This window comes from Microvirga terricola, assembly GCF_011777495.1.
GTDB classification, from domain to species: domain Bacteria; phylum Pseudomonadota; class Alphaproteobacteria; order Rhizobiales; family Beijerinckiaceae; genus Microvirga; species Microvirga terricola.
Window position 1 is genome coordinate 823323 of record NZ_JAATJS010000001.1, and the last position, 12272, is coordinate 835594.

At 62.9% G+C, this 12272-nt stretch carries 13 protein-coding genes; 9 read left to right on the forward strand and 4 right to left on the reverse strand.

The genetic code is table 11. The annotated features are described in order from the left end of the window. The first annotated feature begins 100 nt into the window (after positions 1 to 100). Positions 101 to 1090 carry an inositol 2-dehydrogenase gene (iolG, locus tag HB375_RS03950; RefSeq protein WP_167671621.1) on the forward strand — a complete coding sequence of 330 codons (990 nt, stop codon included), beginning with the start codon at positions 101 to 103 and terminating at the stop codon, positions 1088 to 1090. A gap of 77 nt (positions 1091 to 1167) precedes the next feature. Here the strand turns inward: iolG and HB375_RS03955 are convergent, their stop codons facing one another. Further along, entirely contained in the window at positions 1168 to 1992 is an 825-nt protein-coding gene (locus HB375_RS03955; RefSeq protein ID WP_246728308.1) for a MurR/RpiR family transcriptional regulator, read from the reverse strand. Between the two features lie 275 nt (positions 1993 to 2267). On the opposite strand from HB375_RS03955, the gene HB375_RS03960 reads away from it, so the two are divergent. The 4 genes from HB375_RS03960 to HB375_RS03975 all read left to right on the forward strand — a co-directional run bounded on the left by HB375_RS03960 (position 2268) and on the right by HB375_RS03975 (position 6328). Next, complete coding sequence (locus tag HB375_RS03960) at positions 2268 to 3200, forward strand: sugar ABC transporter substrate-binding protein (protein WP_167671622.1); 933 nt, start codon at positions 2268 to 2270, stop codon at positions 3198 to 3200. 67 nt (positions 3201 to 3267) lie between these two features. After that, positions 3268 to 4407, forward strand: a complete 1140-nt coding sequence (locus HB375_RS03965; protein ID WP_167671623.1) for an ABC transporter permease — start codon at positions 3268 to 3270, stop codon at positions 4405 to 4407. Continuing rightward, on the forward strand, positions 4407 to 5192 hold the full coding sequence (locus tag HB375_RS03970) for an ATP-binding cassette domain-containing protein (RefSeq protein WP_167671624.1): 786 nt from the start codon (positions 4407 to 4409) through the stop codon (positions 5190 to 5192). The genes HB375_RS03965 and HB375_RS03970 overlap by 1 nt, the downstream gene beginning before the upstream one ends. Then, positions 5189 to 6328, forward strand: a complete 1140-nt coding sequence (locus HB375_RS03975; protein WP_167671625.1) for a Gfo/Idh/MocA family protein — start codon at positions 5189 to 5191, stop codon at positions 6326 to 6328. Before HB375_RS03970 ends, HB375_RS03975 begins: the two co-directional genes overlap by 4 nt. A gap of 16 nt (positions 6329 to 6344) precedes the next feature. On the opposite strand, the gene HB375_RS03980 is transcribed toward HB375_RS03975, so the two are convergent. Then, on the reverse strand, positions 6345 to 6998 hold the full coding sequence (locus tag HB375_RS03980; protein WP_343232341.1) for an MBL fold metallo-hydrolase: 654 nt from the start codon (positions 6996 to 6998) through the stop codon (positions 6345 to 6347). 248 nt (positions 6999 to 7246) lie between these two features. Here HB375_RS03980 and HB375_RS03985 point away from each other — a divergent pair, with 248 nt between their 5' ends. Together HB375_RS03985 and HB375_RS03990 are read left to right on the forward strand one after the other, a co-directional pair. Beyond that, positions 7247 to 7780, forward strand: a complete 534-nt coding sequence (locus tag HB375_RS03985; protein WP_167671627.1) for a hypothetical protein — start codon at positions 7247 to 7249, stop codon at positions 7778 to 7780. 86 nt (positions 7781 to 7866) lie between these two features. After that, positions 7867 to 8745 carry a DUF533 domain-containing protein gene (locus HB375_RS03990; RefSeq protein WP_167671628.1) on the forward strand — a complete coding sequence of 293 codons (879 nt, stop codon included), beginning with the start codon at positions 7867 to 7869 and terminating at the stop codon, positions 8743 to 8745. On the opposite strand, the gene HB375_RS03995 is transcribed toward HB375_RS03990, so the two are convergent. Further along, the gene (locus HB375_RS03995) at positions 8725 to 9327 is read right to left on the reverse strand and encodes an NUDIX domain-containing protein (RefSeq protein WP_167671629.1); all 603 of its coding nucleotides are present in this window, start codon (positions 9325 to 9327) and stop codon (positions 8725 to 8727) included. The two genes, HB375_RS03990 and HB375_RS03995, sit on opposite strands and share 21 nt — an antisense overlap. 248 nt (positions 9328 to 9575) lie before the next feature. On the opposite strand from HB375_RS03995, the gene HB375_RS04000 reads away from it, so the two are divergent. Together HB375_RS04000 and HB375_RS04005 are read left to right on the forward strand one after the other, a co-directional pair. Further along, positions 9576 to 10895 (forward strand): AmpG family muropeptide MFS transporter, encoded by a 1320-nt coding sequence (locus tag HB375_RS04000; protein WP_246728309.1) that lies wholly within the window; start codon positions 9576 to 9578, stop codon positions 10893 to 10895. 84 nt (positions 10896 to 10979) lie between these two features. After that, complete coding sequence (locus HB375_RS04005; protein WP_167671630.1) at positions 10980 to 11495, forward strand: DUF2059 domain-containing protein; 516 nt, start codon at positions 10980 to 10982, stop codon at positions 11493 to 11495. Positions 11496 to 11513: 18 nt separating this feature from the next. Here HB375_RS04005 and HB375_RS04010 read toward each other — a convergent pair whose 3' ends face one another. Then, positions 11514 to 12266 (reverse strand): SDR family NAD(P)-dependent oxidoreductase, encoded by a 753-nt coding sequence (locus HB375_RS04010; protein ID WP_167671631.1) that lies wholly within the window; start codon positions 12264 to 12266, stop codon positions 11514 to 11516. Positions 12267 to 12272 lie beyond the last annotated feature (6 nt).

The window sequence follows — 12272 nt, forward strand, 5'->3', positions numbered from 1 at the left end:
ACGGCCCTTGCAGCTATAGAACGTTTATTCTATTACCATCTTGGGCTGGAACATCAATTCCAAAATTTTGCCGAGCCGGCAAAATAACCTCGGGGGAAACATGATCAGGATTGCCGTTTTGGGCGCTGGCCGCATCGGCCGCATTCACGGGCGCAACGCCGCCAATCATAAGGACGCCCGCGTTGTGGCGGTGGCCGATCCGCACTCCCCCTCCGCACAGGAGCTGGCGGCGGCAACCGGTGCCGAGGTCGCGTCACTCGACAGCATCGTCGAACGCTCCGACGTCGACGCCATTCTCATCTGCACGCCGACCACGACCCACGCTGACCTGATCGAGCGCGGCGCGCGCGCCGGCAAGGCGGTGTTCTGTGAGAAGCCGGTCGACCTGTCGAGCGAGCGCATTGTGGGCTGCCTCAGCGTAGTCGAGAAGGCCCGCACGCCGCTGATGATCGGCTTCAACCGCCGCTTCGACCCCAACTTCGCGTCGCTCCGCAAGCGCCTGGCTGACGGCGAGGTCGGCGAGGTCGAACTCGTCACCATCCTCTCGCGCGACCCGAATCCCCCGCCGGTCAGCTATGTCCTGACCTCGGGCGGCCTCTTCCGGGACATGATGATCCATGATCTCGACATGGCGCGCTTCCTGCTGCTGGGCGACGAGCCGGTGGAAGTGCATGCGGTCGGCTCCTCCCTCGTAGATCCCGCCATCGGCCAGGCCGGTGACGTCGACACGGCGGCGGTCCTCTTGAAGACCGCCAAGGGCCGCATCGTGCAGATCTCCAATTCCCGCCGCGCCACTTACGGCTACGACCAGCGCATCGAGGTGCATGGCTCGAAAGGCATGATCCGGGCCGGCAACGTCCACCGCACCACGGTCGAAGTGGCGAACGGCTCCGGCATCGCCGCCGATCCGGTGCAGGACTTCTTCCTTCAGCGCTATGCCGACGCCTACAAGTCGGAGTTCGACGCGTTCATTGAGGGCATCAAGACGACCGGTAAGTTCGAGCCGACCGGCCAGGACGGCCTGAAGGCCCAGCGCCTCGCCGACGCGGCGACCGAGTCCGCGCAGACGGGTAAGCCGGTGAAAGTCTAATCAGCGCAAATATCGCTTTCGATGGCCGGGCTCGTCCCGGCCATTTTTGTTTACGGCGATGCTTTGCTGCGGACCGCTTATCCCTCTGCGCGCTTCTCCGCTGTGCCGACGGCCAATGCCATGGCGAGCGCAAAGGACGCCGACAGAGAACGGAATGCGCCGAAATCGGCTTCGGCCACTTCAAGCCACACATCGGCGCTCGGCACGAGCGGTGAGAAGGCGGAATCCGTGATCGCCACAACAGGAATGTTGCGCCGCGCGGCTGCCGTCGCGAGGTCGGCGGTGACAGGCGCGTAAGGGGTGAAGCTGATGGCGAGAACCGCATCGTGTTCGGTGGCGGTCGCCAGTTGCTCGGGGCCGAGCTGCGCGATGTGGTCGATCAGGATCGCCCGCACACCGAGCTTGCCGAACGCGTAAGCGCAATAGGCCGCGATGGGAAAGACACGCCGCGCGCCAAGAAGATAGATGGTGTTGGCCTTGGCCAGCGTCTCGATGGCGCGGGACAGTTCCTCCGGCCGCACGGACTCGCGCATACGGTTGAGCGAGATAGCGGCTGCATCCGCAAACCCTTCAAGAAGTGAGTTCGCGTGGACGTGATGCCCTTCGATGTCGCGCAAGGAGCGCAGGCGCTCGCGGTAATCGGGAAAGCGTTCGCGCAAGCGATCGCGAAAGATCTGCTGCAGATGCGAGAAGCCGTCATAGCCCAGACTTTTTGCAAAGCGGACGAGCGTCGAAGGCTGCACGCCGGCATGGTCTGCGATTCCGGCAACGGTCTGAAAGGCCATCTCCTCCGGATGCTCCAACGCGAATGCGGCAATCTGCTTGAGGCGCTTCGGCATCGTCTCGCGACGCGTCATCAAAAGCGCTCTCAGGCCCTCGTAATCTCCGGGGACGGCGTCCATGATTGCCTCTGCGCGAGCCTCCATCGTTTTCCTCGTTCTCGGACGCCCTACCTTAGGCTGAGAAACGAGAGCTTGACACCGAATGTTCAAAAATGGAACAAATATTCTAAAGATATAAACAAAAGGTCCTTCCGTTCCATTTGGGGCGAGCTGGATTGGCAGAGGAAACGCCGCACGATCGTGGTCCCATGCCGGGATCGCCTGTTTCTCCTTCTGCCTCGCCCGCGACCGGACACCGGCGCGGTTCTCAAACGGGGGCGTTTGGGAGGAAACAGATGAAGTCTTTCATCACCGGTCTCGCTGCCGCGGCAGCCTTGACCCTCGCCGCCGCCGTCCCGGCCTCGGCGCAAGACGCTCGCATCATCGTCGTCAGCCATGGCCAGGCCAACGATCCGTTCTGGTCCGTCGTCAAGAACGGTGTCACGGCGGCGGGCAAGGACATGAATGTCCAGGTCGATTACCGTGCGCCCGAAACCTTCGACATGGTCGCCATGGGCCAGCTGATCGACGCGGCCATCAACCAGAAGCCCGCCGGGCTCATCGTCTCGATTCCGGATGCCTCCGCGCTCGGACCGTCGATCAAGAAGGCGGTGGCCGCCGGCATTCCGGTCATCTCGATGAATTCGGGTTCGGATGTCTCGAAGGGGTTGGGCGCGCTGCTCCATGTCGGTCAGGACGAGGCCGATGCCGGCCGCGCTGCGGGTGCGAAACTCAAAGAGATGGGCGGCAAGGTCGGGCTTTGCGTCAACCACGAGGTCGGCAACGTCTCCCTCGACCTCCGCTGCAAGGGCTTTGCGGAAGGGTTCGGCGGCAAGGTGACCGTGCTTCCGGTCTCCAACGATCCGGCCGATGTGCGCGCGAAGGTCAAGGCGGCGCTCTCCGCCGATGCCTCCATCGACACCGTCATGGCGCTCGGCGCTTCGCTTGCCGGTGAACCGTCCGCGGCCGCCGTCAAGGATGTGGGCCGGGCCGTCAAGGTCGCCTCCTTCGACCTCTCCGCGAACTTCCTCAAGAGCATCGCGGCAGGAGAAGCCACCTTCGCGGTCGATCAGCAGCAATATCTCCAGGGCTACCTGCCGGTCGCGTTTCTGGCGCTCAATGCCAAATACGGTCTGATCCCGGGTGGCAACGTTCCGTCCGGCCCCAACCTGATCACCAAGGACAAGGCGGCCCAGGTGGTCGATCTCTCCGCCAAGGGCATCCGCTAATTCCGACCCGCGAGCCCGCGATCACCTTTCGCGGGCTCGCGCATTTTCTCGTCTGAAGGAGATGCCCATGACGGACATTAGCCATGTCACGGGCCATACGCCCGCCGAAGAGATCAAAAAGATCCAGGATGAGCGGCTGAAGGAGGTCTCCTTCATCACCAAGATTATGCGGCGCCCTGAGCTTGGCGCGCTTGCGGGCCTCGTCCTTGTCACGATCTTCTTCATCGCCACCGCGGACCCCTCGATGTTCACGCTCGCGGGCATGATGAACATTCTCTCGCCCGCAGCCCAGCTCGGCATCCTGGCGATTGCCGCAGCGCTTCTCATGATCGGCGGCGAGTTCGATCTCTCCATTGGCTCCATGGTTGCCTTCGCCGGTCTCATCTTCGGCTCGTTCTTGATACTCACCGGCTGGCCGCTGCTTATAGCGATTGCCGCGACATTGGTGGTCGCGGCGCTGCTCGGCGGCTTGAACGGTCAGCTCGTCATTCGCACCAAGCTTCCGTCATTCATCGTGACGCTCGCCTTTCTCTTCATCCTGCGCGGCCTCTCGCTGGTTGGCCTCAAATGGGCGACCGGCGGCTCGACGCAGATGCGCGGCATTGGCGACAATGCGGGCGAGGGATGGGTGCGGGAGATGTTTTCCGGCAATGCGCTGGAAGCCCTGTTCTCGTGGCTTGCAGCGCAAAACATTATCGCCAAGTTTCCGAACGGCACACCGACCGTGACGGGCGTTCCGGTCTCCATCGTCTGGTTCATTCTTTTCGCCATCGCCGCGACCTGGGTGCTGCTGCGCACCCGTGCGGGCAACTGGATCTTTGCTTCTGGCGGGGATGCCAATGCGGCGCGCAATTCCGGCGTGCCAGTCGACCGGGTAAAGACCGGACTCTTTATGCTCACCGCCTGCGCGGCAGCTTTGGTTGCGATCCTCACCGTACTCGATGCGGGTTCGACGGATTCACGGCGCGGCTTCCAGAAGGAATTCGAGGCGATCATTGCCGCTGTCATCGGGGGCTGCCTACTCACCGGCGGCTATGGCTCCGCCATCGGCGCGTTCTTCGGTGCGATCATCTTTGGCATGGTCTCGATTGGGTTGACCTATACGCGCTTCGATTCCGACTGGTTCCAGGTCTTCTTGGGCGCGATGCTGCTGCTTGCGGTTCTCTTCAACAACTTCATTCGCCGCAAGGTGACGGGAGAGCGCTGATGGACAAGAATGTTCCGCTCATCGAGTTCCGCGATCTCGTGAAACATTTCGGATCGGTGATCGCTCTTTCCGGCGTGTCGCTGTCCGTCCAACGCGGGGAGGTGATGTGCCTGCTCGGCGACAACGGTGCGGGAAAGTCGACGCTCATCAAGACGCTCTCCGGCGTTCACAGACCGACCTCGGGCGAGGTCCTGGTCGATGGGCATCATATGACCTTCACGAGCCCGCGGGATGCGCTCGATGCGGGCATCGCTACCGTCTATCAGGATCTGGCGATGATCCCGCTTATGTCGGTGACGCGTAATTTCTTCATGGGCCGCGAACCGGTGAAAGGTATCTGGCCTTTCCGCAACGTGGACTTCGACCATTGCGACGCCGTCACCCGCGAGGAGATGCTCAAGATCGGCATCGACGTGCGCGATCCGCATCAGGCGGTAGGGACACTCTCCGGCGGCGAGCGGCAATGCGTGGCGATTGCCCGTGCGGTCTATTTTGGCGCCAAGGTGCTGATCCTCGACGAGCCCACCTCCGCGCTCGGCGTGGCGCAGACATCGATGGTGCTGAAATACATCCACCAAGTGCGAAGCAAAGGGCTCGGCGTCATCTTCATCACGCACAATGTGCGTCACGCCTATGCGGTGGGTGACCGCTTCACCGTTCTCAATCGCGGCAAGACATTGGGCACATACGCCAAGTCGGACATTGCGATCGATGAATTGCAAAATCTCATGGCCGGCGGCAAGGAGCTGCAGGCCCTCTCAAGCGAACTCGGCGGAATGGTATGACCAGACTCGGCATCGGCCTCATCGGCACCGGCTATATGGGCAAGTGCCATGCGCTGGCATGGAACGCGGTCGCGCTGGTCTTCGGCGACATGGCTCGCCCGCACCTCGCGGTGCTGGCGGAGGCGTCCCAAGAGTTGGCGGAGCGCAAGGCGCGCGAATTGGGATTTGGCCGCGCGACGGGCGATTGGCGTTCGCTCGTGACCGATCCGGCGGTGGACGTCGTGTCGATCACCACGCCAAATGCGTTTCATCCCGATATGGCGATTGCGGCGCTGGAAGCGGGCAAGCATGTGTGGTGTGAAAAGCCCATGGCGACGAAGCCGGCCGATGCGGAGCGCATGCTTGCGGCGGCGCGTGCTTCCGACAAGGTCGCGGCGCTTGGCTATAACTACATCCAAAATCCGGTGATCGGTCTGATCCGTCGTCTCCTGAAGGACGATACCATCGGCGAAGTGAACCACGTCCGTTTCGAGATGGACGAGGACTTCATGGCGAATCCGGAGGACCTTTTTTATTGGAAGAGCGAGGCGACCTCTGGCCACGGCGCGCTCGACGATTTCGGCGTGCACGCACTCAGTCTCATCTGGACTCTGTTCGGTGGCGTGCGCCGCGTCTGCGGTCACATGGCCAAACCTTATGCGGATCGCCCGCTGCAAGGCGGTGGTCGCCGCGCGGTCGAGACCTATGATATCGCAACGACGCTGATCGAACTGGAGAACGGCGCATCCGGCATCATCGCGCTCAATCGCTCCGCCTGGGGCCGCAAGGGGCGCATCGCCATGCAGCTTTTCGGCGCGAAGGGCAGCATCGTTTACGACCAGGAGCGCATGAACGAGGTGCAGCTTTACACGACGGATCTTGCGAAAGAGACGCAAGGGTTTCGCACGATCCTCACATCGCCGCTGCATCCGCCATACGACAAGTTTATCCCCGCCCCCGGTCATGGCCTCGGATTCAACGAACTGAAGATCATCGAATGCCGCGCCCTCATCGGCCGCATCAACGGCGAGGCGACGACGCTGATCGATTTCGAGGACGGCATCCGCATCGAACGCACCGTTGATGCCATGGCGCGCAGCGCGCACGAAGGACGCTGGGTCGAGATTGCAGCGAGCGCGACCGCAGCGGCGGCGTGAGCGACGCCCCAGACGCTTAAACAAACGCCTCGCCCACAAGGAACGGGTTGGTGCGGCGTTCCTCGCCAAGCATGCTCATGGGGCCGTGGCCGCAGATGAAGGCGATGTCGTCGCCAAGCGGCAGGAGCTTGTCCTTGATCGAGCGCATCAGCGTCTTGCCGTCGCCGCCAGGAAGATCGACGCGGCCGACCGAGCCCTGAAAGAGTACGTCGCCCACGATGGCGAAGCGCTGCGACGGGGAGACGAAAACGACGCTGCCCGGCGAGTGGCCGGGGCAGTGCAGCACCTCAAGCGCGACTTCGCCGACCTGGACCGTATCGCCCTCGTTGAGCCACCGATCCGGCGTGACGGCGCGCGCGCCCTCGATGCCGTACATCAGGCCCGTTTCGGGGAGCCGGTCGAGCAGGAAGCGGTCGGCCTCGTGCGGCCCCTCGACCGGCACGCCCAGCTCTTCTTTCAGGTCGGCGGCGCCGGCGGCGTGGTCGATATGGCCGTGGGTGAGAAGGATCCGCTCCACGGTGACGCCGTTCTGGGCGATGGCCTGGCGGATATGGTCGAGATCGCCGCCCGGATCGATCACGACGCCTTTTTTCGTCTCCTCGCTCCACAGCAGCGTGCAGTTCTGCTGGAAGGGCGTCACAGGAATGATGGCGGCGCGAAGATTGGGCACGAAAAGATCCCTTATTGGTTCAATCCCCACATAAGGCCTGAGGCGGGCGGATTGAAGCCCCGCCACGTGGGGGCGGGGCATCGAAAATTGGCCTTCGCGAAAAGTGTTGCGGCGCACGGTCTGGACGATGACGCAGAGGAATATATGTTTGCGGAATGATAGAACGTAGCCCTTCAGCCGCAAACGCGGTATGAGGCGGGCTTCCCCAACCGAATCCTTTCGGCAACGCCGCATTCAGAGCATCGACCATGGACAAATCCCGCGAGCCTCTTCTTACGCCCGACGCCGGCAAGCTTGTCAGCAAGGCCGTCGGTCTAACCCAGACGGCGCTCGCCTCCGAGGCGGGGCAGGCCGTGCGTGCGGCCATCGCCAAGGGCCAGGACGGGTTGATGGAGCATCTCTCGAAGGCTGCCGAGAGACATGCTCCGAACCCCCTGATCCAGGCGCGCATGCTGCTGGCCGAGCAAAGCCAGAACTTTGATGCGATGCGCTCCGCCATCGGCAAGATCGGCGAATCCCTCGAGCACCTGAACCAGGCGCCCGTCGACAAGCAGGTCCAGACGCCCCATGTGGCAGCGCTTCTGAACGCGCAGGCCGAGGCCATCCAGGGCCTGACCCTGCTGATGCTCAAAGGCCAGCAGGTGCAGACCGAACTCGCCAACGCCATCGACGGACAGTCGCGCGGCGGTGCGGCGGCAGGGATGCCCAAGTGGGTCTATTACGCCATGGGCGGCATGATGATCTGGAGCTTGCTCACCATGGTGTTCTCGACGATTTTCTAACCAGCGGAAGCGGCGCGTCTTGCCGCATCATTGAGCCGATCCATTATTGTCAACGTATCGCGTGAGACCGCGCCGGGGGGCAAACCGTGTTCGACGCCAAAAAACTTCTCGATGCTCTGGGAACGCCGACCGGGACGGCGGGACAGGCCACGACGCCGGCGGCAGCGCCGGCCCCCGCTCCCGCGTCCTCCGATGAGGGCAAGAAGGCCGCCAACCCGCTCGGCGCGGGAACGCTTTTGAGCGACCTCATCGGCATTGCCAATCGCCCGTCGCCGCCCGCAGGTTCGGAAGCGAGCGACGGCGAGCAGCCCGCCAAACCCAAGGCGCCACCGCCGGCGGATCTGACGGATCTTCTGATCGGGAAGGCGCAGGAATATCTCAAAACCCCGCAAGGCAATGCCGCCGTCAGCGCGGTCGTGGTCGGCCTGACCAAGGTGGTCGCGAATTCCGAGACAGGGAAAAAGCTCACCGCCTCTGCGAAGGCGAAGGGCACCGCGCTCTTCAACCGCTTCGTGAACAAGGGCGCATCCGGCGCGCCGTTGATCGAAGGCGAAGCCAGCGCGCCGCAAGCAGCGTTGCCGCCGCCCGTCGTGACGAGCGATGAGGCTGGCGATATCGCTCTTCTGATCGTGCGCGCGATGATAGCGGCTGCCGCTGCCGACGGGCGCATCGACGATGGTGAGCGCGCGCGTATTCTCGGCACGCTCAAACAGGCGGGCATCGACGGCGAGGGCGTGCACATCATCGAAGCGGAACTCGCCCGCCCGGCGAGTGTCGCCGACCTCGCGGCAGCGGTGAAGACGCCGGAAGCCGCGGTGCAGGTCTATACCGCTGCGCGGCGCGTCATTACACCCAACACCGTGGAGGAGCGCGTCTTTCTCGCGCATCTGTCTGGCGCGCTTGGGCTCGATCCGCGCGTCGTCGCACAAATCGACGCGGCCGCGTCAGGTGTGGTCACCGACTGACCCGAACAGGGCCGGGTGGCGGATGAGCAGGGCCTGAGCGAGACTCAACGTCTTGAGGTCTTCGATGGCGTTGTCGCGCACCATGCCGGCGAGATCGTCGAGGCCGATTTCCACGACCTCGATGTCCTCATGCTCGTCCGCGAGCCCGCCGCCTTCCGCCACGCGGTCGGCGAGCGCATAAGGCGCGAGGAAGAGATGCAGGCGCTCCGTCGTCGCGCCGGGCGAGGACCAGGACGTGCCGACCGGTTCGAGCGCGCTTAAACGAATCCCGGCCTCCTCCATCGCCTCGCGGCGCACGCAAGTTTCGGGGTCGGTGCCGTCGAGCAATCCGGCCACCGCTTCCAGCACCGTAGCCTCAAAACCCTTGTGCGCGACCGGCGCACGGAATTGCCGGACGAGGATCGCGGTGCGCCTGACGGGATCGTAGGGCAGGACGGCGGCGGCCTCGGTGTTCTCAAAGACCTCGCGCGTCATCTCCCGTCCATCGGGGAGGCGGATGGTCAGGAGAAGAAGATTGCGCCAACCCCGATAGAGCGGCGTCACGTGCGTGATCCGATAAGTCCCCACTTTTTCCTCCGCCATCTTCCATCCTGGGCGAACCGTCGCGTTGGACGGATGCCGGGTTGGATTCCTCTTGATACCGGGTTTTCGGCTGCGTGCCTCGTTCGATCATTCCTGCAGTTAGGAAAATCAGGCTTCTCGCCGGCAGGTCATCATGACGCCCCAGGTGGCGGGGCCTCCTGCTGGTCCCTCCCGCGGCTGCATGGTATGCACGCAACCATCTTTTGCGCGGTGGAAGCTGAGCCGCAACAACGCGTTGACAGGTGCCCATGGCCGAAGCCCGCCGCCTTTCTTTCAAGGATGTCCTGACCGACGGGCGCGTCGCGCTCATGCTGCCGTTGGGCTTTTCCTCCGGCCTGCCGTTTCTCCTGGTCTTCGGCACTCTCTCGGCATGGCTGCGTGAGGTGGGCATTTCGCATGCCGAAATCGGCATGCTGAGCTGGGTGGCATTGGCTTATTCGCTGAAATTCCTCTGGGCTCCCCTGGTCGATCGCTATGACGCGCCGGTACTTTCACGCCTCCTCGGGCGGCGGCGCGGGTGGATGGCTTTGTCGCAGCTCGTCACCGCCCTGGGCCTTGTCGGCATCGCAATGTCGAGCCCGCAGGTGACTCTGTTCTTCACCATCGGCTCGGCGGCTCTGGTGGCGTTTGCCTCCGCCACGCAGGACGTGGTCATCGACGGGTTTCGCATCGATGCCGCGGCGACCGAGCGGCAGGGCATGATGGCCGCGGCGCTGCAGCTCGGCTATCGCTTCGCGATCCTCTGCTCAGGTGCGGGCGCACTTTACATCGCTCAGTTCGTCAATTGGCGCAGCGCCTATCTCAGCATGGCGGCGCTGATGGGGGGGGGGCTGATCGGCACGTTGCTCGCTCCGCGTCTCGACGGCGGACCGGCCCGCAAGCATGTGCCCCTTGCCGCCGCCATCGTCGAGCCCTTGGCTGATCTGTTTCAGCGCAAGGGCATGATGCTGATTCCAATCTTCCTTCTCATCGCCTGCTTCCGCCTGCCCGATTTCGTCTCCGGGGTCATGGCGAACTCGCTCTATATAGACCTCGGATTTTCCAAGGCGGACATCGCCAATGTGTCGAAGCTCTATGGCGTGTGGATCGGCATTGCCGGAGCCTTTGCTGGTGGTCTCGCGCTGACGCGTCTTGGGTTGTGGTGGACGCTCTTCATCGGCGCCTTCATCGCCGCCGCGTCGAACCTGATGTTCTCCTGGCTCGCCATCGAAGGCGCGAGGCTTGACCTTCTCATGCTGACGATCAGCATCGACAATTTCGCTTCCGGCTTCGCCGGCTCGGCGCTCATCGCCTACATGTCGGGCCTCACCGCGCCGGGGTTCGCGGCCGCGCAATATGCGCTCCTGAGTTCGCTCTATGCGCTGCCCGGCAAACTAATCGGCGGCGCATCGGGGTTTGTCGTCGATGCTTATAGCTACCCGCTGCTCTTCACCGGCACCGCGGCTATCGGTATCCCGCTCCTGATCCTCTGCCTCGTAATCCGGCGGGATACGATGGTGGGCGAGTTGGAAAAGGTTCAGGCGGCGGTCGCTCCCGCGCCGGCTCTCGCCACGGACTCTCGCGCCTAGCATCGTTGAACTTATAGCCGACAGCGAAACTCTATATCGCTCAAGTCAGCCGTGTTAGGAAGAGAACCAGCCGACCTGGGGTAGATGATGCGCTTCATCTTAAAGGCCATTGCGGTTCTTTTCCTGCTGAACGCGACCTTTCTGGGCTCCGCGCAGGCGCAGAGTACCGACGACAAGGTTCGGGCGATTTTCGAGTTGGCGAACTTTGACAAACAGGTCGATCACGCGTTTGAAACCGTTCTGCCGACCATGATCGAGCAACTCAAGACAATCTCTCCGAAGATCACTACTGAAGTCGCGGATCGCGTTGGCGTCATCGTTAAAGAGGAAGTCGAAGCGATGAAGCCGCAAATTCTTGAATTTTTTATCAACTTAATCAAGTCTCGGTTCACAGCCGACGAGATATCTACTCTCTATGATCTTTATCGTACTCCCGTCGGCCACTCGACTTCCCTTGGATCCGATCGTGCACGGAAGGTGAAAACGGAGGGTGAGTCGATGGCGGCCGAGGCACAGAAATTCGGAGCCTCCGAATTCGGTCCAAGGCTCGCTGGGCGATTGAAGGCGGATCCCATGATCCGTAGCGCATTGGGCCTCTGAACGTCTTCGCCAGACCGCTTAAACCCACCCGCCGTCCACCAGATAGCTCTGCGCCGTGATCGCGCTCGCGTCGTCCGACGACAAGAAAAGCGCGACCTTTGCGATGTCCTGCGGCACGAGCTTGCGCTTGACGCATTGGCGCTTCATCAGTTCCGCCTCGCCTTCCGGCGTGAGCCAGAGATCGATCTGGCGCTGGGTCATGATCCAGCCCGGTATGATGGAATTGACGCGGATGTTTTTCGCGCCCAGCTCGCGGGCGAGCGCGCGGGTGAGGCCGACCGCGGCGGATTTCGCGGTTTTGTAGGCCGCAAACGAATCGTCGCTCGCCAGATAGCTTGTGGAGCCCATGTTGATCACTGAGCCGCCGCCCGCCTTTTCCATGTCCGGCAGCGCGGCCTGCGTGGCGAAGAATTGGTGGTCGAGATTGGTGGCGAACCGCTCGCGCCAATATTCGGGCGTCACCTGATCGATGGTGTGACGGTCATCCCGCGCAGCGTTGTTGATGAGAATGGTGATGGGGCCGAGCGCCTCGCTCGCGCGCCGGATTGCGGCCTGAAGGGCGGGAATGTCGCGCACGTCGTTGTGCTCGAAATGGACCCGCTCGCCGAGGCGCTTTGCCAGCGCCTGCCCGGCTTCGGCATTGTAGTCGAGCACGGCGACACGGCTCCCTTGCGCATGAAACGCCTCCGCGATGCTCTCGCCGATGCCGCTGGCGCCGCCGGTGATGAGAACAGTTTTGTTTTTTAGGGAGCCGTAGATTGTCTGGGTCATTGTGAC